This window comes from Legionella navarrensis (genome assembly GCF_052527415.1).
Window position 1 is genome coordinate 160,690 of the sequence record NZ_JBNVZR010000003.1, and the last position, 22,010, is coordinate 182,699.

The following is a 22,010-nucleotide window of genomic DNA, read 5'->3' on the forward strand; positions in this document are numbered from 1 at the left end:
ATAGTAATAGTACCGTTGGCATGGCCGATTTTTTTCAATTATACTTCCAGTCTACTGGACTTATTGAGTTGCCATGACACATACAACAAGCATTGATCCTCAGGAAATCGCAAAATTTGCTCAGATAGCCAATGAGTGGTGGGATACCAATGGCGCCTTAAAAACCCTTCATGACATCAATCCAGCGCGTCTTGATTTTATCCGTCAATATGTCGATCTCCGTGATAAACGTGTCCTGGATGTCGGTTGTGGCGGAGGAATTCTGTCTGAGTCCATGGCGGCCTGTGGTGCCGAGGTCAGTGGCATTGATGCGGAACAGTCGGTGATCGACTGTGCAATAGCGCATGCCCGAGAGACCTATCCTGCGATTAATTATCAATGTGTCAGCCTCGAAGACTATCAGGCTGAGCCCTTTGATGCGATCACCTGCATGGAAATGCTGGAGCATGTACCCGATCCTGCTTTGGTTATTGAGCATTGTGTGCGACTGCTGAAGCCAGGCGGGTTTCTCCTGTTGTCGACCATCAACCGGACCTGGATGGCTTATGCCACCGCGATTGTCGGGGCGGAGTATCTTCTCGGCCTGCTGCCTCGGCAGACACACGATTACAATAAATTTATTAAACCTGGCGAGCTCGCCGCTCAGGCACGGCGCTTTGGTCTGGATGTGGTGGGCCTGCGAGGCATGTCTTACAACCCATTGAGTCGTTCAGCCAGCCTGCAGGAGTCCGTAGCTGTTAATTATTTGATGTCCTGCTTTAAGCCCTGAGTCTTTTTCTCGACATAGCGCTGCTGGTAGCGTTGATGGGCGTATTTGGCCTGTTCTTCGTTGACCACGTCCACTTCGTTACCATACAGGTCAATGCGGGCGGTGTTGACTTTCTGACACAGCAGGTAGGCTGGCGATGAACTGTAATAACTTAATGCTTCCCTCAGGGATTTTTTACTGAAGGCAGGGGAGTCGAGTCGCTCGTAAAACTCTATAATCTCATCAAAAATACCAATCTGTAATGGTTTAACCTGTTTACCCTTTTTGAAAAATGCATTTGGAAAATGCTCAATTAACCAATCGATAATTGCTTGTTTATCTTTTTTAACCAGTTCGTTTTGCTGATTCATGTTGTTAACTCTGAAATGATGGTCCAGATGGAGGCAGGTTATATACAATTATGCTATAAATTATCACAATCATGGCGTTTAGCAAGCAGCAAACAGGCTTAAAAGCGGCGCTAAAACCTATCACTATGATTTGTCAGGTTTTTTTATTTTTTTTGCCGGCATCTGGCCCTGTTTTTTCTGAGGTCTGCCTTGATCTTTCTGACTAAATGGATGAATCGATGTTTCAGGCAGCAGGAGGTATCGATTTGATGCGTCCCGTCTTAAATATACCCAAGAAATATCTCAAATTTCATTGAGAAATACGTATATTTTCGCGTGGGTCACAGGAAGAAAAAACGCAACTCATTGAATTTAATATCTTAAATTTTCTTTGCGCGCCCTGTTTCGATTTATTTTCGGGCAAACTGTGCCTTGATTACTTTGAGAGGGGTTGATAGATTGTGGAGGTGGCTTCAAAGGATTTGGGGCCATGCAAATGGATTTGTTAGCATACGGAAATGATTCTCACGGATGAGATACGCGAACAGGACGTTCGTACAGGATGACTGCGAAAAAAGCCAAGGCTTTTGCCTTGGCTTTTTGTTTTTTAGCCTCAGGCCATTGCGTAGCCTGAATGTGACAGATAGTACTTGTCAGGATAGTAGGCGAATACAACAGAACCGTCTTTGATGGTGTTGATCACCGGTTTGGCCAGTGTCTGGGCAATGGAAGGGCAGCCCCAGCTGCGGCCGGCACGTCCCGTTTTCTTAATAAAATCAGGTTCTACATACCATGCGCCATGAATAACGACGCGGCGGTTATACGCGTTATCGTTAATTCCACGCTCCAGACCTTCCAGATTCAACGATAAACCTTTTGAGCCGATGTAGGTATCTTTGGTAACGTAGGTTCCCAGGCTGGTTTCCCGGCTGGACATTTTATTGGAGAAATGTCTGGGGATGTTCGTGCCGGAATTTGTGCCGTGGGCAACGTATGTGTTGTAGAGAAGACGCTCTTTACGAATATCAAAAATCCACATGCGCTGTTTTGAAGATGGCAAAGAGTAATCGATAACGGTTAACACCGGCTTTTTAACGGTTCCTTTGGATGACGCTTTATTGTATGCAACAAGAGCAAGCTTGAGTACGCGTTTGTCCAGTTGAGGAGCTTTTTGACTCAGGTGTTGTACTTGTTGGTTCACGTTTGCATCTGGCTGCGCTGAGTGATTGACAGGCGCAGGGTTGCTGGATGTCAAAAAAGCCGCGGCTAAAATATTCAGAATAGTATTCATAACTCTCCATTTTTTCGTGTCAAAACATGTGAAACAGGTTCCACCGAAGAGTGAGCATTATATTGCCAATTGAGACAAATGTAAAATTAGACGGATTGGTCTTGCTCAGAATGAATTAAATATAGTTAAATCAGATACTTGTCTTTGGAGGCTGATGCCGCATATGGTCTTTCGTGGCCCAATATGTGCAAAAATAAATCAAAAAAGAGCGGATTTAAGGGGATCTTTAGGTTAAAAAACAGTCAATAAGTCTTATATTTGTTTAGTTTTTAGCCTGAATCATGGGCTGTCTGACACGCATTTTTCGATAAAATGTTATCATATCCTGGTTTCTGATATCATGCTTTTTTAGTATTCCACTGGAGGTCATTATGCTGGAAAGAAGTGCAGCGGTTCATCTGCAAGGCGATCGTGCATTAATCAACAAAGCTTATCGAGCCGATGAATCAGTATGGGTAAGTGAACTTATCGAGAAAGCCAGCCTCAGCGATGAACGGGTTCACGCTGTACGCAATCGGGCTACCCGTCTGGTAGAGCAGGTTCGTTCTGAACGTAAAAAAACGACAGGTATTGATTCTTTTTTGACGGAATACTCGCTGTCCAGTGATGAGGGTATCGCTCTGATGTGTCTTGCCGAAGCGTTGCTGCGTGTTCCTGACAACGCCACCATCGACCGCCTGATCAAAGACAAACTGACCTCTGCCGACTGGCAGTCTCACCGCGGTCAAAGCGACTCCTTTTTTGTAAACGCAACAACCTGGGCCTTGATGCTGACAGGTAAAGTGCTGACACCTGAGCGGGCAGACAACACGCTGAGCAAAGCTGTGTTCAAACTGATTAACCGTAGTGGGGAAGGCGTAGTACGGAAAGCCGTAGAAAAGGCCATGCGCATTATGAGCCGACAGTTTGTGATGGGGCGCACCATCGATGAGGCTTTGTCCCGCGCCCGCAAAAAAGAAGCCCAGGGGTATCGATATTCCTACGACATGCTGGGCGAGGCGGCCTTAACCAAAGCCGATGCGGCCCGTTATCTGCAGGCTTACAAAAATGCCATTGAAGCCATTGGAAGCAAAGCCGACAGACACGCGACCATTTATCAGCGCGCCGGCATCTCCATTAAACTGTCTGCTCTGCATCCACGTTATCAGGAAGCGCATCGTGTGCGCGTTCTGGATGAGTTGCCGCCCAAACTTCTGGAATTAGCGCAGGCCGCGAAGAAATACGATATATCCCTGACCATTGATGCTGAGGAATCAGAGCGTCTTGATTTGTCGCTTGACGTCATTGAACGGGTATTTCTCGATGACAGCCTCGGTAACTGGCATGGGTTTGGTATGGCCGTTCAATCCTATCAGAAACGTGCTTTCTATTTGCTCGACTGGATTGCCGCCATGGCCCGCTCGCGCCAGCGACGCATGACGGTTCGCTTAATCAAGGGCGCTTACTGGGACAGTGAGATCAAAAAGACGCAAATGCAGGGATTATCAGAATACCCCGTGTTTACGCGCAAAGTATTCACAGACGTGTCCTTTCAGGCCTGTGCCAAAAAACTGATGACCATGACAGATGCCATATATCCGCAGTTTGCCACACATAATGCCTACACGGTTGCCATGGTGCTTGATCTGGTCGGTGATTATCGTGACTTTGAGTTTCAATGCCTGCATGGTATGGGCAACGAACTGTATGAGCAAATCGTGCCGGCCCGGCAGCTGGGGATCCCCTGTCGAATTTATGCTCCAGTCGGCAGCCATGAGGATTTACTGCCTTACCTGGTGCGTCGATTGCTGGAAAACGGTGCGAACTCGTCCTTTGTCAATCGCATTGTGGATGAAAAGGCGCCTATCAGTTCCCTGGTTGAAGATCCCGTCAGTAAGGCGCGTTCGTTGCTCGATAAGATGAATCAGAACATTCCCTTGCCACGCGACATCTTTATGCCTGAGCGTAAAAACTCTCAGGGCATCGATTTCAGCGATCGTGAGGTGGTGTATCAGTTGAAGGAAACCTTTGCCACGATGGAACTGGCACACTGGCAGGCAAAACCCTTGCTGGCGAAGGGGCAAAAAACCGGGCAGATTATTGATAGAAGTGTGAGTTCACCGCAAAAGCCCTCTCGAACCATTGGCCGGGTTATCGATTCTACTCAGGAAGATATTGACTGGGCACTGGAGCAGGCTGTTCTGGCTTTCCCTGCCTGGAGCAGGAAAAGCGCTGATGAGCGGGCGCAGTGTCTCGAGCGTTACGCCGATTTACTGGAAGCAAATCGCTCCCAGCTATTGGCCATGCTCTGCCTCGAAGCAGGTAAAACCTGGGGCGATGGCGTTGCCGAAGTCAGAGAGGCCATCGATTTTTGCCGTTATTATGCGAGCCAGGCACGTGCCTTGATGAGCAGGCCTCGAAGTCTGACGGGCTATACCGGAGAGTTAAACGAATTAACCCTGCATGGACGTGGCCCTGTTTTGTGCATCAGTCCGTGGAATTTTCCGCTGGCTATATTTACAGGTCAGGTTGTGGCGGCTCTCGTCTGCGGAAACTGTGTGCTGGCTAAACCAGCAGAGCAGACTCCCTTGATAGCGGCGTATGCTGTGGAATTAATGCGTCAGGCCGGAGTGCCAGACGCTGTTGTGCAGCTGTTACCGGGATCCGGTGAACTGGTCGGCGCGCCACTGGTGTCGGATAAACGAATTAAGGCAGTACTCTTTACCGGCTCTACTCAGACAGCCAGTCATATTAATAAAAGTCTGGCCAGTCGCGGTGGTGAAATCATCCCGTTTATTGCCGAAACCGGTGGCCAGAATGTGATGCTGGTTGATTCCTCCGCCCTGTTGGAACAGGTTGTGGTTGACGTCATGACCTCAGCTTTTGGCAGTGCGGGTCAGCGATGTTCTGCCTTACGTGTGCTCTACGTACAGGAAGACGTTTATCCGCGCATGATTGAATTATTGAAAGGCGCCATGGCTGAACTACAGCCGGGTGATCCGCAATGGCTGAGCACGGATCTGGGTCCGGTTATCGACGCAGACGCTTTGGCCATACTCAAGGAACACGTAGCCAGAATGCGCATGACCTGCGACATTATTTATCAATGCGAATTGTCTGAGGAATGCGGGGCAGGGTATTTCATGCCACCAACCGCGATAGCGATTGACTCTATCAAGGCTCTTGATAAGGAAGTGTTTGGTCCAGTTCTACACGTTGTTTCTTATAAACGTAAAGAACTTGATAAGGTGATTGATGACATTAACAGCACCGGTTATGGGCTGACTCTGGGTATCCACAGCCGTATTAACGGGCAGGTGGATTATATCAAAGACAGAATTCACGCGGGTAACTGTTATGTTAATCGTAACATGATTGGTGCGGTGGTAGGTTTACAGCCTTTTGGTGGCGAAGGATTGTCAGGCACAGGCCCCAAGGCCGGAGGCCCGCATTATCTGCTGCGCTTGTGCCACGAGCGAACCGTGACCATTGATACAACCGCGGCAGGTGGTAATGCCAGTCTGATGTCGATTCCAGAAGCTTAGCCAAGATCCCGGATTACGGCTTCGCCTAATCCGGGCTACGATAAAACACAGCACGTAGCCCGGATTAGCGTAGCGTAATCCGGGAACAATCTACCTCAACGCACGTCGCAGAATTTTACCAACGTTTGTTTTTGGCAACTCATCATAAAACGCAATGATTTTTGGTACCTTATACGCGGTCAAATGCTCCCGGCAATGTGCCACAATCTCTTCTTCTGTCAGCGCCGGATCCCGTTTGACAATACAGGCTTTTACCCGCTCGCCACCGTCTGTTTCGTCAATCACACCGATCACGCCGACCTCAAGCACACCAGGCATCATGCTGATGACCTGTTCCACTTCGTTGGGATACACGTTAAAACCTGAAACAAGAATCATGTCTTTTTTACGATCGACCAGATATATATAGCCTTGCTCATCTATCTGTGCCATATCTCCGCTTCTCAGGAAACCGTCTTCAGTCATAACGATGGCCGTTTCGTCTGGCCGCTGCCAGTACCCCTTCATCACCTGCGGTCCCCTGACGCACAGCTCTCCAGTCTGTCTGATACCAACTTCCTTACCGTTTTCATCTCGAATGGATATTTCGGTTGAGGAAATCGGCAGACCAATGCTGCCATTGTACTTATCCAGATACATGGGATTAATCGAGACCGCAGGACAGGTTTCGGTCAAACCATAGGCTTCCAAAATGCGTGATTTGGTCTTTTCCCGCCATTTCAGGGCAACACTTTTCTGCAGTGCCATACCACCCGCCAGAGCCAGTTTCACATGGGAAAAATCAATCTCATGCAGTTTGGGACTATTGAGCAGTGCGTTAAACAGCGTATTGACACCTGTGATGGCCGTGAAGCCGCTGTTTTTGATTTCATCGATAAAATGAGGAACATCCCGTGGATTGGTGATGAGAATATTCTGAGCACCAGCCTTCAGGAAGGTCAGGCAGTTGGCGGTCAGCGAGAAGATGTGATACAGCGGCAGGGCTGTTACGATGATATCCTTTTCGGATAAGCCAATGGGTCTAATCCAGTAATAGGCCTGCAGCACGTTGGCTACCATGTTCCCGTGGCTGAGCATGGCGCCTTTGGCCACACCTGTGGTTCCACCCGTGTATTGCAGATAAGCCAGATCGTCATGCGTCACTTTGACTGGTTCCAGCTTTTTGCCCTCTGCCGATTTCAGGCAGGCATTAAATTCAACGGCATTAGGAATATGCCATGCGGGTACCATCTTTTTGATGTATTTTACCACCGCATTAACGATAACGCGTTTCACAAACGGGAACATGTCGCCAATCTGCGTTACGATAACGTGTTTTATCTTGGTGTGTGGCAATGCTTTCTCGACAGTACTGGCAAAATTGGCGAGCACAACAATGACATCCGCTCCCGAGTCGTTCATTTGATGAACCACTTCATCAGCTGTGTACAGGGGATTCGTGTTAACCACAACATAGCCGGCACGCAGTACGCCGAACATTGCAATGGGGTATTGAAGCAGATTGGGCATCATCAGGGCCACTCGGGCACCTTTTTTTAAACCCAGCTGCTGAAGATAAATGGCAAACGCCAGGCTTCGTCTGTCAATTTCTTCATAGGTCAACGCGCAACCCATATTGGTGTAGGCCTTGTTTTTTCCAAATTGCCTGCACGAGTCTTCAAACAAGGCTACCAGCGAGCTGTGTTCGTTTATATCGATCTCATGCGGAACGCTTTCCTGATAGTGATCCAGCCATGTTTTATCCACGATGATATCCTTTTGTTATGTATCCCCTCATGATAGTATATATCATAAAACGGGATTTTGGGTACCGCCAGATGACAGAAAAAGTAATGAAAGAACAAGCATTTAAACTCAAAGGCAGATTATACACCTTTACCGTGCTTCAGCTTCTTGCAACAGACAGGAGCGCATTTATCAGGCAATTAGATGATATCATTACCAAGGCGCCCCGGCTGCTCCACAACACGCCTGTTGTGCTTGACTGCAGTGCGGTACAGGATCAGGAGCTTGATCTGGATGGTTTTTGTCAGAGTATGCGTGCGCATAATCTCTTTCCTGTTGCAGTTCAGGGGGCCAGTCCTTTCTTATCCACCCTGGCGCATGCTAATGGCCTTGCTGTCCTGCACGCTTCGTCTACACATGATAAACCGATGCTGGAGGAGCCTTTGCCAGAGTTGCCCCAGCATCACAGTGTTGAGGGGCACAGCACGAAGATGTTTACGACGCCCATACGCTCAGGTCAGCAGGTCGTGAGCAAGGAGGGCGATTTGGTGATTGCGGCATCGGTCAGTCATGGTGCTGAGCTGCTGGCTGATGGCAATATACACGTATACGGTGCTCTGCGTGGGCGGGCGCTGGCTGGAATTTCTGGCGACCGCAGCGCACGGATTTTTTGTCAGTCTCTGGACGCTGAGCTGGTCTCGATTGCCGGTTTTTATCGCTTGAGTGACGCCATTGAGCCGCCTCCAGGACCCTGTCAGATTTACCTGCAGGGCGAGCACATCTGCATTGAACCTATTGCATAGGTCTGGTTTTTATGACGGCATCTACCTCGAATGAACCCAGGCTGGATGCCGTATTTATTTCTGATTTACATCTTCATCCGAACAATCCTGAGATAAGCGAACGATTTAACGCCTTTATTGACTGGGCTGCCGCTCATACCAGAGTCGTCTATATTCTGGGTGATTTCTTTCATGTCTGGCCCGGGGACGATGGACTTACTGACTGGAGTACGGATATAGCATCGCGTCTCGCTTCGCTGAGCGGGCAGGGCGTGCAACTGTATTTTATGCCAGGAAATCGTGACTTCCTTATAGGTCAACGCTTCGCCGATCTGGCCCGGATGACCTTGCTGACAGAACCCACGGTTATTCAGCTTGATGATTTACCCGTGCTTCTGGTTCATGGTGATCGCTATTGCACCAAAGATCGTGGGCACCAGTACCTGCGTGCTCTGACACGTAATCGATTATTCACCCGCCTGTTCCTGTCCTTACCCCTGGCATTACGAAACAGGGTGGTAGCCGGCGTTCGCAGATTAAGCACCTCCAGAACCTGGGATCCGGTCGCGATGGATGTTGTTCCTGAAGTTGTGCTCGCCCATATGCAGGCCTGCCAGGTACAGACACTGATTCATGGTCATACCCACAAACCAGGTGTAAGTCAGTATGAGCATGCGGAAAAAATTTTTTCGCGTTATGTGCTGAGCGACTGGGATGACAAGCCAAAATTATTGTGTTATCATAATTCAAAAGGACTTTATTTTGTTCATGATTCTTTTCTATAAAGGTGAGCGCTATGTCTAAAAATATTCACGTTGATTCCGCTGCAGTTGAAAAGATGGTCAGCGATGAGAGCGCTAAAAACACGCTTAAACTAAAAGAGACGACCGTTCGCTTTAAACAGTCCCTCCTTGATGACGAACGTCGTCGTGCAGAAGCGATTCGTAGAGAAGACCTTGAGGAAAGGAACCGCCAGAAATGCATTCATGGCAAAGATAAAGATGGCAACGATGTTACCTATTGGGACCTGGTAAGGGATAAGGCCAAGGAATTTAATGATCCTGGTGGTCAGATGTCCTACATCGAATGGTCAACAGCCATGATGGATATCTTTCAGGCTTTCACCTATCTCGCAAAGGCTCATTACTATAACAGCACCCTGAGCAAAGGCCTGGGCGATCTGTATGACAACACGGTGAAGATGGCCTGGCATAAGGCGGTTGGCAAGCGAGCCCTCGGACAGGCTCTTGAAAGCAACCTTTACAGTGTCAAGGAAACTCCACGAATGCTTGGCAGGGGCTTGCTGAAGTTATTCGGTAAAGAAGGTCCGCTACCCGAAAGCCTTAATTACGATGTGACCATCGACGAAAACGGTAAGCTGAGCACCAGCCTCAAAACGGATGGCAAGCTGGCGCCCCTTGCGCTTGAGCAGATGTTTGATACCGGTCTGGTAGCCTGGCTCCAGATTAAGCATGGCTGCCAGTTTGATCCGGCTACCCAGAAAGTGACCGACCGCGATGGTAATCTGCTGACGGCCGCACAAATCCAGGATATGGCACACGACAATGAGAATGGTCTGAACCACTTTTTCTCCACGCGGGAAAATATTGAGGTGGAAAGCACGCTCTCCAGTATCCCCACACCACGGCCTTGATTTAGTCCTGATTTAACATGGTATTCCGCTGTGAAAGCGGAATACCGTATCCTTTTTTAGAACCAGTTCGTTCTCTACGACGAGGAAGCTCTCAAGGCGGGCGTCGATGTCCTCACCATACAGTCTTGCCAGCCCCAGATAATCCTGAAAATGTCGCGCCTCTGACTTCAGCAGCGAGGAGTAAAAGCGGGCCAGCTGCCTGTCTTCCAGCAGGGGAACCAGTGCCGAGAAGCGTTCACATGAACGGGCTTCTATGATGGCGCCAACCAGCAGCTGATCACGCAGCCGGGCGTTGCCTGGTTTTTTACTGATCAGGGCATGCAGCGTCTGGCCATAGTCCGATGGCGTGAGGGCTTCAAAGTGAATATTCCGCTCGTTCATGATGGCGATTACTTTTTCAAAATGAAGCAGCTCTTCCCGCGCCAGCGGTGACATCAACTGCACAAGCTCAGGATAAGCCGGGTATTTGCTGATAAGATTAACGGCTGCGGTTGCCGCCTTGCGCTCGCAGTGTGCATGGTCAACAAGGAGCAGAGGCAGGTTTTTAAGCGCGGCATTCAGCCAGCCTTCGGGCGTTGGCATCCTCAGAAAATCAAGTAATGTTTGTAAATCGTTGTTGGCAGAACCTGTCATGTCATTATATTCTATAATTTCAATGACGGCGTTATATCACAAACGCGAGCGATGTTACAAAAATTACCCTGCCTGTAACGGGATACAACTGGATAAATAATGAAAAATGATCAGCCAGAAAATGAATTATCAGGATGGTTTTCCACCTACGGTCAAATAACGGCTCAACGAATTTATGAACACTATAAAATCGTCCTGTCGCAGGACGACCTTATCTACACACTGAAAACGCCGGGAACCCTGTATCATAGTCTGTTAACAGTACCCTTCAATAATGTGTTCAACGGCATCATATTGCAGCAGGCGACGGATTATCAAAAATATGCGCAAAAGCTGTTTATCGACTACCTCGTTTCCGGAGACAGTGGAAAGGAGGACGGCTCACCGGGTTCAGGAACCCGCGACGATCTGGAGCAACAGCGTCTGCAGCTGGTGGATATTAACAAAGCCTTCCATGCACTGGAAATTGAACACGAGCGATTAATCGCTGAAAGTCAGGCTGCTATCATGAAAAATACCGCGGAATGGCGGTCTATCATTCAGTCCCTGGCGAAAAAAATTAAAAACGGCATTATCCCGACAGCCTCTGATGCGACCATTATCAATGCGTTGCAGACCCTGCTTGTTGAGTATCAGATAAGCACGCCCTGTACGAAGCAGAATTATACCTGGTCCAAAGTAGAAGAAATTCTGGGGGTAGGCCTTTCCTCCGAACAGCGGGAGCAGATGATGCAGGAAATGAGTGTGCTGGCGTCAGCCATTGAGGAGATGGGCGACATGATAGCGCACTATAATCGACAGGTAAAAGAGATTGGCCAGCGTTTACGGCAGTTTCGCAGTGAGTTGCAGGCCTTTATTTTACGGGCCAACGAATTATTCTCATTATTATCGGATTATCGACCTGATCAGCTGCGTCAGAGTGAAAATAAAGAGGAGCTGCATTTCGACACAGACATCGGCGCAGAGAAAGGATAAAGGGCGCTTAGTACAGGGCTGTCCCATCTTAATTTGAACTGATTTAAATTAAGATGGGACAGCCCTGCGTTGAAAATCATCTAATATAGCCATCCAGACCAAAAATCGTGTATAATGCCGTTTTTTGATATTAACCTGGAGTTAAAGATGGCTGCTGAATTTACCTTGTCAATTATTAAACCCGATGCGGTTGCAAAATCCGTGATTGGTAAAATCTACTCACGTTTTGAAGACGCTGGTCTGAACATCGTCGCCGCACGCATGGCTCAATTGACACGTGAACAGGCCGAAGGCTTTTACGCAGTACACAAGGCACGCCCATTCTTCAATGATCTCGTCACATTCATGATTTCCGGTCCGGTTATGATTCAGGTTCTGCATGGTGAAAACGCCGTCATGAAAAACCGCGATCTGATGGGCGCTACCAATCCTAAGGAAGCCGCTGCCGGTACAATTCGCGCTGATTTTGCTGACAGCATTGACGCCAATGCCGTACACGGTTCCGACAGCGCTGAAAATGCCGCTCAGGAAATCGCGTTCTTCTTCGAGCCACACGAAATCTGTGTACGATAATCTGTTGCTGCAGGATCTGTAAATGAGCGATAAAATCAACCTGTTGAATTATAACTACCAGCAAATGAGAGAACTGTTCTCTGAACTGGGTGAAAAGCCGTTTCGTGCGCAACAAGTCATGCAATGGGTTCATCAGGCTGGTTTTAGCGAATTTACACAAATGCATAATCTGGGCAAGGCTCTGCGAGAGCGTCTTTCCCAGATAGCAGAGATTCGCCTGCCTGAGATTACCAGCGTGCAGAAATCTGCAGACGGAACCTGCAAATGGCTGCTTAAACTTGATTGTGGCAATTGCATTGAAACCGTGTTTATACCTGAGGCCACACGAGGCACTCTCTGTGTTTCCTCTCAGGTCGGCTGTGCACTGAACTGCAGTTTTTGCTCCACGGCCAAGCAGGGGTTTAATCGCAATCTGACAACCGCTGAGATCATTGGCCAGGTCTGGATCGCTGTGCGTGAACTGTCCGCGCAACAGGGCGCTCACGATAAACGTGTCACCAACGTTGTGATGATGGGTATGGGCGAGCCGCTGCTTAATTTCGATAACGTAGTATCCGCCATGAATATCATGATGGATGATTTTGCATATGGCCTGTCGAAAAAGCGCGTTACGCTCAGCACCTCCGGTGTATTGCCCGACCTTGAGCGTCTGCGTGAGGTAAGTCCGGTGTCGCTGGCTGTGTCGCTGCACGCCCCCAACGATGCTCTGCGCAATGAGCTGGTGCCCATTAACAAAAAGTACCCACTTGTCGATTTAATGGCGCTGTGCAAACGATATTTTAAAGACGAACCCAAACGTAAGGTTACGTTTGAATACGTCATGCTGAAAGGTGTCAATGATCAGCCTGCCCATGCCATGCAGCTGGTTAAGCTGTTGCAGAATGTTCCTTCGAAAGTGAATCTGATTCCGTTTAACCCGTTTCCGATGACTCAGTATCAGCGTTCCTCTCAGGCTGCTATCGATGCGTTTCGCGACATTCTTATTTCGAAAGGGATTAACACTATCACCCGCAAAACTCGAGGTGATGATATCGATGCTGCCTGTGGTCAGCTGGCTGGTGAGGTTAAAGACAGAACAAGCCGGTCGCAACGATGGCAGAAAATGCATTTTATTGCACAACCTGGAGCGCAGACGGACGCTGTCATGACAGATGTAAAATAAATAATTTCGCATCACATGGGCATCTGTCTATTTTTAATAAGATCATTAACAGTTATAATGCCACCTTCGTTCTTGTACCTGAGTGAACATGTTGTTGAGATCAATGCGTTTGTTGCCAGTGCTGGGTCTGGTTCTGCTTCAGGCCTGCCAGTATAATGCCGAAGCCAAGGCCGAAAAAATCGAAAAAGCGCAAAAGAGGGATGCAACTACCTCATTAAATATTCAAATGGGTATGGGGTATTTAAAGCAGGGAGACATGCCGCGCGCAAAACGCAAGTTGCTGACCGCATTAGAGCTGGAGCCATACTCGGTCGAAGCAACCAGTGCAATGGCTTACTATCTGGAGACTACCGGAAATATACCCGAGGCCAAAACATATTATCTCAAGGCCCTCGCCCTGTCGAAAAACCAAGGGGCACAGTTAAACAATTACGGTACCTTTTTATGCCGGACAGGTCATTACCAGGAAGCCGAGACCTATTTTTTAAAGGCAGTAAATGATCCCAATTACGTCAATACGGCGGCCGCTTACGAAAATGCCGGTTTGTGTGCCACCGAAGTTCCAGATATCCAAAAGGCGGAACAATATTTTGTAAAGGCTCTGGAGCAGGATCCACGACGAAATCAATCTCTGTATGAAGTGGCAAATATTGAGATGAAACAGGATCATCCCGACAAGGCTCTAATGTATTTGCAAAAATACCAGGAGCTGTCGCTGAACGACAAAACGCTGTTAAACCTGGCAGTCAAGGCCGCCCAGGCTGAAAACAAACCGGAAGTAGAAGCATTTTACAAGCTGCGTTTGAGCAAATTGAACCAATTGACGGATGAAACCGGAGAAAAAAATGAATACGACAGCAGTAATGGATAATAACGCGAACACAGGACATGACTGTCCTGGCGCCCAGTTGGCCCGTGTGCGGGAAAAAAAAGGATTTACCCAGGAGTACGTAGCCGTCAAACTGCATTTACGAGTCAGGATTATTGAACTTTTGGAAGCAGATGATTATCTGAACCTGCCAGAGCCTGTTTTTATCAAGGGCTATTTAAGAGCCTATGCAAAATTACTCGGGGTTAATCCTGAACCTTATCTGCAGGTTTTTAATAATCATTACGCGCTGGAGAAAAAGCCGGAAAAAGCACTGTGGCAGAGCCGTCGTGAGTCTCACACCGGCGAGCGCCTGATTCGCTGGATAACCGGCCTTGTCGCAGTTTCCGCTATTGTTGTGGTGAGTTTCTGGTGGCAAAAAAACAAAGATACACAGCCAGCCGACAGCACAGATATCAGCAAGGTCAAAGAAGCAGTAACGTCCGGCAGTGCATCAGCACAACCCGCGGCAGAGCCAAAACTGTCAGCCCTGTCCCGGATGCAGTCCATGTTTACAGGCACAGGCGATGAAGCGTCTGCGGAGAAAGAACGTGGCTGAAAAAATTCAGGCAATACGCGGAATGAATGATGTGCTGCCGCAGGACAGTGCGACCTGGCGGCAACTGGAAAACGTGTTTGCAGACTGCCTGTCTCGATATGGCTACCATGAAATTCGTTTTCCCGTGGTTGAAAGTACCCACCTGTTTAAGCGAACCATTGGCGAAGTAACGGATATCGTTGAAAAGGAAATGTACACCTTTACCGATTTGAACGGCGACAGTCTGACTCTGCGGCCAGAAGGAACTGCCGGCTGTCTGCGCGCCTGCCTGGAGCACGGCCTGCTGCACAATCAGCAGCAAAAACTATGGTACCTTGGTCCGATGTTTCGCCACGAAAAGCCACAAAAGGGCCGATATCGCCAATTCCATCAGCTGGGTGTCGAGGCCCTGGGCATGGACGGCGTTGAAATTGAGCTGGAGCTGATTTCCATGTGCCGTCGTTTGTGGCGGCAACTGGGTATCGAAACATACCTGCGGCTGCAGATTAATACCATCGGCGAGCTGAGTGAACGGCAGGCTTTTCGTGAGCGTCTGGTTGCTTTTCTTACCCCCATTGCCAGTCAGCTCGATGCCGACAGTCAGCGTCGTCTGACACGTAATCCACTGCGTATTCTCGACAGTAAAAATCCGGAAGTTCAGGCTCTGCTGCGCGATGCGCCAACCCTGTCTGACTCCCTGAGCGAGGCCAGCAGACAAAAGTTTCATGCGCTGTGTCAGGGTCTTGACCGTCTGGGGATAGCCTACGACATTAATCCCCTGCTGGTACGTGGACTGGATTACTACGGTCACACGGTATTTGAATGGGTGACTGACCAGCTGGGAAGCCAGGCAACAGTATGTGCCGGCGGGCGCTATGATGTGCTGGTTGAGCAGCTGGGCGGTCAGTCTACACCGGCCATTGGGTTTGCCATGGGCCTTGAGCGTCTGCTGCTGCTAATGGAAACGCTTGATGTGCCTCTTGACAAACCCCGGTCGCCATTATTCTTCCTCGTCGCTGTCAGTGACGAAGCCAGGCAACAGGCTCTGGTCATTGCCGAAGAGTTACGGGATGCTAATCCAGCCTGGCGCGTCATCAATAACACCGCGGGAGGCAGTTTTAAAAGTCAATTCAAAAAAGCGGATAAAAGCGGGGCGGATTTCGCTCTGATCCTGGGCGACGATGAATTGCAACAGGGTAAAGTCAGTGTTAAAAACTTGCGTAGGGACGAAGAACAAGTCACTATTTATCGGCAACAACTAAGTGCCTCTTTAAAAGGCTACCTTGGAGAGTAAGAATGTCTGTTTATATGACGGAAGAAGAGCAGCTGGCAGCAATTAAAAAATGGTGGCAGCGTTATAATACCTTAATCACAGTTGTATTTTCCTGTGTGTTGCTGGCCGCATCCGGGTACAAATACTGGCAATGGCATCAGGAAAAAGTAAAATCACAGGCATCCAACGCCTATGAGTATTTAATGGTTGCCTATTCTGATCATGACAATAAGCGTGTGAAGTCCTACGCCAACCAGTTGATTAGCGAGCATAACGGAACCGTCTATGCCGATGCGGCACGTCTGATTCTGGCCAAATTATACGTGGCCCGGGAAAACTACGACAAAGCCACTGAGTCGCTGGAGTACGTAGCCAAAAACTCCCGCATGAAACCATTAAAGGAAATAGCCGCTATCCGCATAGCGCGATTGCTGGCAGCGCAAAAGCACTATGACAAGGCCCTGTCGGAACTGGCAACGGTTAACGATTCCGTTTACCTGCCTGTGGTTAATGAGCTAAAAGGCGATATTTACGCGGCCAAGGGGCAATACAAACTGGCTATCGGTTCTTATCGACAGGCGATAAATGAGGTGCGTACTCAGGGTATGGGTAATTTATATCTTGAAATGAAGACCAATGAAATGGCCGCGTTGGCGCAATCTGCTGCAGGCAGACTCGTGTCCAGCACAACAACTGCGTAAAGAGGAAAATATGACGGGTAGTAAAAAAACAGCCTTTTGTTTATTGGCCAGCATGGCGCTGGTTTCCTGCAATAAGCTGGACGACTATATGCTGGGCAAGGATAACACGCCCAGTCCCAGGGTATTGTCCCCACTTGAAAGCAAGGTCGCCCTTAAGGAAACCTGGTCGACATCCACTGGTGTATCAAAAAAAGGCAGCACCTTCTTAAAATTAAAACCCGTGATTGCTGCTAATGTTATTTACACAGCGGACGCCAGCGGTGTGGTCCAGGCCGTCAATAAAACCAATGGTACGCCGCTGTGGTCCCGCAAACTCGATTCCAGTGTGATCAGCGGTCCGGCCGTTGCTCACGGTTATGTAGTAGTGGGTACTGATTCCTCTCATGTTGTGGCTCTGAAGGAAAGTGATGGTACCGAGGTGTGGCGCAGCAGTGTATCCAGCGACGCCTTATCCAGACCGGTCATCACGCATAATAAAGTGCTTGCCAAAACCATCGACGGCAATCTGTACGCCTTTGATCTTGCCAGTGGCCGTCAGCTGTGGCTGTCGGAACACGGTGCGCCCGGATTGATTTTAAAAGCCAGTTCCTCTCCCGTTATAGTCGATAACAAAGTGGCGCTGGTTGGTTATTCCGACGGTAAAATGGACGCGGTTGATATTCAGACCGGTCAGGTACTATGGCAACGTGGTATTGCCTACGCAAGCGGTGCCAGCGACGTAGAGCGGCTGGTGGATATTGATGCTGATCCCATTGTTCAGGGTAACGTCGTGTTACTGGCCAGTTATCAGGGCTATGTGGGGGCGATGTCGCTTAATGATGGGCAGTTTCTCTGGCGCAAACCGGCCTCTACCTACACAAATATTGCTGTGAAGGGAAATACGCTGTTTATGTCCGACAGTAATGACATTGTCTGGGCTATCAACAGACAGACAGGCCAGGTTAACTGGAAACAAACGGAATTAAAAGCGCGGGGTCTCACTGAGCCAGTGCTGATGGGTGACCGTCTGATCGTAGGCGATAAAACCGGGATGCTGCACGTTCTCTCCACACAGACCGGCGAGTTTGTTGCCCGAACGCAGCTGAGCGGCGCCATTACGGTAAGCCCGAGCGTGGCCGACAATAATCTTTATGTTATGACCACTAATGGTAAATTAAGTCGTTTTTCTGTGAGCTAATCTGATGATACCTGTTGTAGCTTTGGTTGGCCGCCCCAACGTGGGCAAGTCAACCATGTTTAACCGTTTTACCCGCAGCCAGGATGCCCTGGTTGCCGATTTTCCGGGCCTGACCCGCGACCGCCAGTATGGTGACGCCGAATATGAAAACAAACCCTTTATTGTTGTTGATACCGGTGGTGTGGGTGTTGATGACTTGGCTGTAGACGAGTTGATGTCGAAGCAATCGGCCATGGCGCTGGATGAAGCGGATGTGGTTCTGTTTATGGTTGACGGGCGCTCTGGCATGACCGGAGTAGATGAGAGTATCGCGAAGCGCCTGCGCAAAACCAATAAACCGGTGTATCTGGTCGTCAATAAAAGCGAAGGTCTGGATGAAGAAATTGCCTGCGCCGAATTTCAGTCCTTTGGTTTCGAACATGTATTTGCCGTGTCAGCTGCGCATGGTCGCGGCATACAGCCTCTGCTGCACAGCCTCACCGCGGGTTTCGAAAAGCGACCGGAGAATCATCAGGAAAGTCAGTCAGTAAAAATTGCCTTTGCAGGACGTCCCAATGTTGGAAAATCGACCCTGGTAAATCGTATTCTCGGAGAAGAACGGGTTGTGGTTTATGACATGCCTGGCACAACGCGCGACAGTATTTATATCCCCTTTGAGCGCGATGAAAAAAAATACACGCTGATTGATACTGCGGGCGTTCGTCGCCGTGCCCGTGTCGATGAAAAAATTGAAAAATTCTCCGTTATTAAAACCCTGCAGGCCATTACGGAATCCCATGTCTGTCTGATGTTGATTGATGCGACAGAAGGGATCACGGATCAGGATTTACATTTGCTCGGCTTTATTATTGAATCGGGTAAGGCGCTGGTGATTGCCGTAAACAAATGGGACGGCCTCGATTCGGAGCACCGGGATCGGGTACGAAGCGAACTGGAGCGACGTCTTTTGTTTGCCAGCTTTGCTAAAATCCGCTTTATCTCTGCCTTGCATGGCAGTGGGGTAGGGAACCTGTTTAAAGACATCGACGAGGCTTATGCCTCAGCTACTCAGATGTTGTCAACGCCACGCCTCACCCGTCTGTTGCAGGATTTGGTGGCGAAGCATACGCCACCTCTGGTTCAGGGCCGGCGGATTAAATTGCGCTACGCGCACGCCGGTGGACACAATCCGCCTATCGTGGTTATTCATGGAAATCAGCTTGAGTCTTTGCCTGACAGTTATAAACGCTATTTAATGAAGGCCTTTACAGCACACTTAGGGCTGGTGGGAACGCCTTTGAAAATAGAGTTTAAAGGTGGCGACAATCCCTTTAAAGACAAAAAACACAAGCTGACCGACCGTCAAATCAAACGTAAAAAACGATTGATGCGCCATGTGAAAAGGTAAAGGATACGGCGTACTTAGCTCACCCTACTTAGCGTGGGCCAGGCCCCTCAGGGTAAGCACATCACAGGGGGCGTGGTGAGCGACTCCTTGTCCTGTGCTGCCGGGCAGGGTTGGCAGGGCACTGACGGGTTCGCTGCCAAGAATCACCAGATCGCATCCCAGTTTTTTAATATAATCAAGAATATGAGTATGTGCTGATCCAATTTCTACATGCTGGTGATCAACGGGCACATTTAAGGCTTCGCCCAGCACCGCGAGTACAGACTGCGCTTCATCCTTGACTGGCACTGACAGCTCGGCAAAGCCAAGGCTCTGCGCCCACTGCAGGGTGCTGGGTATTTCAATGACATGAAGGAAATGCAGATCAGCACCCAGAGTAGAAGCCAGTTTGACTGCTTTCTGACAAAGATCAAAATGATCTTCGCTCAAATCCGTTGCATAGAGAATAGTCTTATACATGTTGGCTCACTTAAAGAAGGGAAACACCTAACCTGAAGTTTAGAGCAAAGCAGCAGTAAACAGCAAACAAAATTCAGCAGTTCAATATGACAGTCTGATTAATGAAGGCTCCTCCTGTACTGAGGAGCCTTCAGGCGGGTCAGTCGAGTAAGCCCGGATTAACCAGGTTGGGCAGAGTTACCTTTAATAAAGGCTGTTCCTTCATCGCGCGTTTGATGGCAAATATGGCAGCGGGGTTTCTGGCCCAGCTTCGACGCGCAATACCATTGTTTACGTCCCAGAACAGCATCGATGATAATCGGCGATCGGCGTCTGGAGAGCCATCCAGCACCAGACCAAAGCCGCCGTTGATAACCTCACCCCAGCCAACGCCGCCCCCATTATGCAGAGATATCCAGGTGGCACCACGGAAGGCATCTCCGACAAAATTCTGTACCGCCATATCAGCTGTGAACTGAGAACCATCGTAAATATTGGACGTTTCCCGCCAGGGAGAGTCGGTACCAGATACGTCATGGTGATCACGCCCCAATACCACAGGTTTTGAGATTTGGCCGTTTCTGATTGCTTCGTTAAACGCCTGGGCAATTTTGACTCGACCTTCAGAATCCGCATATAAAATTCTCGCCTGTGAACCAACCACGAGCTGATTATCATTCGCAGCCTTGATCCAGCGGATATTATCCTGCATTTGTTGTTTGATTTCAGGCGGCGCTTCTTTGGCTATTTCCTCCAGAACACTGGCCGCAATCGCGTCAGTCACAGCCAGATCGCTTGCCAGCCCTGACGTACACACCCAGCGGAACGGTCCGAAACCATAGTCGAAACACATGGGGCCCATGATGTCCTGAACGTAGGAGGGATATTTGAATGTGCCATCAGCCTTGAAAACATCCGCACCGGCCCGGCCGGCTTCCAGCAGAAAGGCGTTGCCATAATCAAAGAAATACATGCCTCTGGCGCTCATTTGATTGATGGCGCGGGCGTGACGGATTAGTGTTGCGGTTACTTCCATGTGAAATCTGGCTGGATCGGCTGCCATCATTTGCTGGGATTCTGTCAGCGACAGATTGGCCGGGTAGTAGCCGCCTGACCAGGGATTATGCAGCGAGGTTTGATCCGAACCCAGCTCAACGTGAATATCCTGAGCTACCAAAGCTTCCCACAAATCAACAACATTGCCCTGGTATGCCAGCGACACCGCTTCCTTGTTGTCTCGCGCCTGCTGAATGCGTTGGAACAAGGGGAGCAGCTCAGTGAACACCTCATCAACCCAGCCCTGACTGTGGCGTTTACTGACGACCAAGGGGTTTATTTCCGCTATAACAGCAATTCCACCCGCGATGACTGCGGCTTTTGCCTGAGCACCTGACATGCCGCCGAGGCCTGCCGAAACGAATACTTTAGAGGCCAGCCCATCAGATTTCTGGTCAATGCGTCTGCCCGCATTCAACAACGTGATAGTCGTGCCATGTACAATCCCTTGAGGACCGATATACATGAATGAGCCGGCTGTCATTTGACCAAACTGCGTAACACCCAGTGCGCTGAAACGCTCGAGGTCGGCAGGTGTCGAGTAATTAGGGATCATCATACCGTTGGTGACTACGACTCTGGGAGCGTCTGGGTGAGAAGGGAAGAGCCCCATCGGATGACCGGAATACAATACCAGTGTCTGTTCATCGGTCATGGTAGCAAGGTACTGCATGCTGAGCAGATATTGTGCCCAGTTTTGAAAGACAGAGCCGTTCCCACCGTAGGTGATCAATTCATGCGGATGTTGGGCAACCTGGGGATCAAGGTTATTCTGCAGCATCATCATGATGGCGGCTGCCTGTTTCGACTGGTGTGGGTACTCGTCGATGGGCCGGGCATGAATAGCGTAATCGGGGCGGAATCGATGCATATAAATATGCCCGTATTCTGTCAGTTCGTTGGCAAATTCCTTTGCAAGTATGGCATGGTGCCTGGGATCGAAGTAGCGCAGCGCATTCTGGACAGCCAGTTTTTGATCATCAGCGCTCAGCAGGTGGCTGCGTTTTGGCGCGTGATTTACGTCAGGATCATAAGGTTTTATTGGTGGTAACGAATCAGGTATTCCTGCCAGAATCGATTGTTTAAAGCGTGACACAGTGTAGCCTCCAGCTCAGTATGTTATGATCTTTAGTTTCTCACAATCAAACGGTCAGG

Annotated in this window: 20 protein-coding genes; 14 read left to right on the top strand and 6 right to left on the bottom strand. The window is 49.2% G+C overall.

Features of this window, described 5'->3' with window-relative positions; translation table 11 throughout:
* Positions 1–73: 73 nt before the first annotated feature.
* Entirely contained in the window at positions 74–769 is a 696-nt protein-coding gene (gene ubiG / locus ACQUTA_RS03435) for a bifunctional 2-polyprenyl-6-hydroxyphenol methylase/3-demethylubiquinol 3-O-methyltransferase UbiG (RefSeq protein WP_444986800.1), read from the top strand.
* Here ubiG and ACQUTA_RS03440 read toward each other — a convergent pair.
* A complete protein-coding gene (locus ACQUTA_RS03440) occupies positions 742–1,119 on the bottom strand; it encodes a ProQ/FINO family protein (RefSeq protein ID WP_444986801.1) in 378 nt (125 codons plus the stop codon). The two genes, ubiG and ACQUTA_RS03440, sit on opposite strands and share 28 nt — an antisense overlap.
* A 592-nt stretch (positions 1,120–1,711) precedes the next feature.
* On the bottom strand, positions 1,712–2,389 hold the full coding sequence (locus ACQUTA_RS03445) for a murein L,D-transpeptidase catalytic domain family protein (protein ID WP_444986802.1): 678 nt from the start codon (positions 2,387–2,389) through the stop codon (positions 1,712–1,714).
* 371 nt (positions 2,390–2,760) lie between these two features.
* Between ACQUTA_RS03445 and putA the strand changes: the two genes are divergently transcribed.
* The gene (gene putA, locus ACQUTA_RS03450; RefSeq protein WP_444986803.1) at positions 2,761–5,913 is read left to right on the top strand and encodes a bifunctional proline dehydrogenase/L-glutamate gamma-semialdehyde dehydrogenase PutA; all 3,153 of its coding nucleotides are present in this window, start codon (positions 2,761–2,763) and stop codon (positions 5,911–5,913) included.
* 90 nt (positions 5,914–6,003) lie between these two features.
* Here the strand turns inward: putA and ACQUTA_RS03455 are convergent, their stop codons facing one another.
* Positions 6,004–7,659, bottom strand: a complete 1,656-nt coding sequence (locus ACQUTA_RS03455) for an AMP-binding protein (RefSeq protein WP_444986804.1) — start codon at positions 7,657–7,659, stop codon at positions 6,004–6,006.
* 71 nt (positions 7,660–7,730) lie between these two features.
* Between ACQUTA_RS03455 and minC the strand changes: the two genes are divergently transcribed.
* Genes minC through ACQUTA_RS03470 form a run of 3 tightly spaced genes read left to right on the top strand, consistent with a single transcriptional unit; the run spans position 7,731 to position 10,074 of the window.
* A complete protein-coding gene (gene minC, locus ACQUTA_RS03460) occupies positions 7,731–8,441 on the top strand; it encodes a septum site-determining protein MinC (RefSeq protein WP_444986805.1) in 711 nt (236 codons plus the stop codon).
* A gap of 11 nt (positions 8,442–8,452) precedes the next feature.
* Positions 8,453–9,205, top strand: coding sequence for a UDP-2,3-diacylglucosamine diphosphatase (locus tag ACQUTA_RS03465; protein WP_444986806.1), 753 nt, complete (start codon positions 8,453–8,455; stop codon positions 9,203–9,205).
* A gap of 11 nt (positions 9,206–9,216) precedes the next feature.
* Positions 9,217–10,074, top strand: a complete 858-nt coding sequence (locus ACQUTA_RS03470; protein ID WP_444986807.1) for a hypothetical protein — start codon at positions 9,217–9,219, stop codon at positions 10,072–10,074.
* Between the two features lie 12 nt (positions 10,075–10,086).
* On the opposite strand, the gene ACQUTA_RS03475 is transcribed toward ACQUTA_RS03470, so the two are convergent.
* Positions 10,087–10,707 (bottom strand): MiaE family protein, encoded by a 621-nt coding sequence (locus ACQUTA_RS03475; RefSeq protein WP_444986808.1) that lies wholly within the window; start codon positions 10,705–10,707, stop codon positions 10,087–10,089.
* Positions 10,708–10,806: 99 nt separating this feature from the next.
* On the opposite strand from ACQUTA_RS03475, the gene ACQUTA_RS03480 reads away from it, so the two are divergent.
* The 9 genes from ACQUTA_RS03480 (at position 10,807) to der (ending at position 19,361) form a co-directional block, all read left to right on the top strand.
* Entirely contained in the window at positions 10,807–11,682 is an 876-nt protein-coding gene (locus ACQUTA_RS03480; RefSeq protein ID WP_444986809.1) for a hypothetical protein, read from the top strand.
* A 147-nt stretch (positions 11,683–11,829) separates the two neighbouring features.
* Positions 11,830–12,255, top strand: a complete 426-nt coding sequence (ndk, locus tag ACQUTA_RS03485) for a nucleoside-diphosphate kinase (protein WP_444986810.1) — start codon at positions 11,830–11,832, stop codon at positions 12,253–12,255.
* Between the two features lie 22 nt (positions 12,256–12,277).
* Positions 12,278–13,417, top strand: a complete 1,140-nt coding sequence (gene rlmN / locus ACQUTA_RS03490) for a dual-specificity RNA methyltransferase RlmN (protein WP_444986811.1) — start codon at positions 12,278–12,280, stop codon at positions 13,415–13,417.
* Between the two features lie 88 nt (positions 13,418–13,505).
* Positions 13,506–14,288, top strand: coding sequence for a type IV pilus biogenesis/stability protein PilW (gene pilW / locus ACQUTA_RS03495; protein WP_444986812.1), 783 nt, complete (start codon positions 13,506–13,508; stop codon positions 14,286–14,288).
* Positions 14,263–14,844 carry a helix-turn-helix domain-containing protein gene (locus ACQUTA_RS03500; protein WP_444986813.1) on the top strand — a complete coding sequence of 194 codons (582 nt, stop codon included), beginning with the start codon at positions 14,263–14,265 and terminating at the stop codon, positions 14,842–14,844. The genes pilW and ACQUTA_RS03500 overlap by 26 nt, the downstream gene beginning before the upstream one ends.
* Positions 14,837–16,117, top strand: coding sequence for a histidine--tRNA ligase (gene hisS / locus ACQUTA_RS03505; RefSeq protein WP_444986814.1), 1,281 nt, complete (start codon positions 14,837–14,839; stop codon positions 16,115–16,117). The genes ACQUTA_RS03500 and hisS overlap by 8 nt, the downstream gene beginning before the upstream one ends.
* A 2-nt stretch (positions 16,118–16,119) precedes the next feature.
* A complete protein-coding gene (locus ACQUTA_RS03510; RefSeq protein WP_444986815.1) occupies positions 16,120–16,797 on the top strand; it encodes a YfgM family protein in 678 nt (225 codons plus the stop codon).
* Positions 16,733–17,974, top strand: a complete 1,242-nt coding sequence (bamB, locus tag ACQUTA_RS03515; RefSeq protein WP_444986816.1) for an outer membrane protein assembly factor BamB — start codon at positions 16,733–16,735, stop codon at positions 17,972–17,974. The genes ACQUTA_RS03510 and bamB overlap by 65 nt, the downstream gene beginning before the upstream one ends.
* A 4-nt stretch (positions 17,975–17,978) precedes the next feature.
* A complete protein-coding gene (gene der, locus ACQUTA_RS03520) occupies positions 17,979–19,361 on the top strand; it encodes a ribosome biogenesis GTPase Der (RefSeq protein ID WP_444986817.1) in 1,383 nt (460 codons plus the stop codon).
* Positions 19,362–19,385: 24 nt separating this feature from the next.
* On the opposite strand, the gene ACQUTA_RS03525 is transcribed toward der, so the two are convergent.
* Positions 19,386–19,820 (bottom strand): universal stress protein, encoded by a 435-nt coding sequence (locus ACQUTA_RS03525; protein ID WP_444986818.1) that lies wholly within the window; start codon positions 19,818–19,820, stop codon positions 19,386–19,388.
* A gap of 139 nt (positions 19,821–19,959) precedes the next feature.
* Positions 19,960–21,951 carry a urocanate hydratase gene (hutU, locus tag ACQUTA_RS03530; protein ID WP_444986819.1) on the bottom strand — a complete coding sequence of 664 codons (1,992 nt, stop codon included), beginning with the start codon at positions 21,949–21,951 and terminating at the stop codon, positions 19,960–19,962.
* Between the last annotated feature and the right edge of the window lie 59 nt (positions 21,952–22,010).

What these genes read in the sequence shown, in the direction of transcription:
- ubiG (WP_444986800.1), top strand. Translation starts at nt 74, where the DNA reads ATGACACATACAACAAGCATTGATCCTCAGGAAATCGCAAAATTTGCT.
- ACQUTA_RS03440 (WP_444986801.1), bottom strand. Translation starts at nt 1,119, where the DNA reads ATGAATCAGCAAAACGAACTGGTTAAAAAAGATAAACAAGCAATTATC.
- ACQUTA_RS03445 (WP_444986802.1), bottom strand. Translation starts at nt 2,389, where the DNA reads ATGAATACTATTCTGAATATTTTAGCCGCGGCTTTTTTGACATCCAGC.
- putA (WP_444986803.1), top strand. Translation starts at nt 2,761, where the DNA reads ATGCTGGAAAGAAGTGCAGCGGTTCATCTGCAAGGCGATCGTGCATTA.
- minC (WP_444986805.1), top strand. Translation starts at nt 7,731, where the DNA reads ATGACAGAAAAAGTAATGAAAGAACAAGCATTTAAACTCAAAGGCAGA.
- ACQUTA_RS03465 (WP_444986806.1), top strand. Translation starts at nt 8,453, where the DNA reads ATGACGGCATCTACCTCGAATGAACCCAGGCTGGATGCCGTATTTATT.
- ACQUTA_RS03470 (WP_444986807.1), top strand. Translation starts at nt 9,217, where the DNA reads ATGTCTAAAAATATTCACGTTGATTCCGCTGCAGTTGAAAAGATGGTC.
- ACQUTA_RS03475 (WP_444986808.1), bottom strand. Translation starts at nt 10,707, where the DNA reads ATGACAGGTTCTGCCAACAACGATTTACAAACATTACTTGATTTTCTG.
- ACQUTA_RS03480 (WP_444986809.1), top strand. Translation starts at nt 10,807, where the DNA reads ATGAAAAATGATCAGCCAGAAAATGAATTATCAGGATGGTTTTCCACC.
- ndk (WP_444986810.1), top strand. Translation starts at nt 11,830, where the DNA reads ATGGCTGCTGAATTTACCTTGTCAATTATTAAACCCGATGCGGTTGCA.
- rlmN (WP_444986811.1), top strand. Translation starts at nt 12,278, where the DNA reads ATGAGCGATAAAATCAACCTGTTGAATTATAACTACCAGCAAATGAGA.
- pilW (WP_444986812.1), top strand. Translation starts at nt 13,506, where the DNA reads ATGTTGTTGAGATCAATGCGTTTGTTGCCAGTGCTGGGTCTGGTTCTG.
- ACQUTA_RS03500 (WP_444986813.1), top strand. Translation starts at nt 14,263, where the DNA reads ATGAATACGACAGCAGTAATGGATAATAACGCGAACACAGGACATGAC.
- ACQUTA_RS03510 (WP_444986815.1), top strand. Translation starts at nt 16,120, where the DNA reads ATGTCTGTTTATATGACGGAAGAAGAGCAGCTGGCAGCAATTAAAAAA.
- bamB (WP_444986816.1), top strand. Translation starts at nt 16,733, where the DNA reads ATGAAATGGCCGCGTTGGCGCAATCTGCTGCAGGCAGACTCGTGTCCA.
- der (WP_444986817.1), top strand. Translation starts at nt 17,979, where the DNA reads ATGATACCTGTTGTAGCTTTGGTTGGCCGCCCCAACGTGGGCAAGTCA.
- ACQUTA_RS03525 (WP_444986818.1), bottom strand. Translation starts at nt 19,820, where the DNA reads ATGTATAAGACTATTCTCTATGCAACGGATTTGAGCGAAGATCATTTT.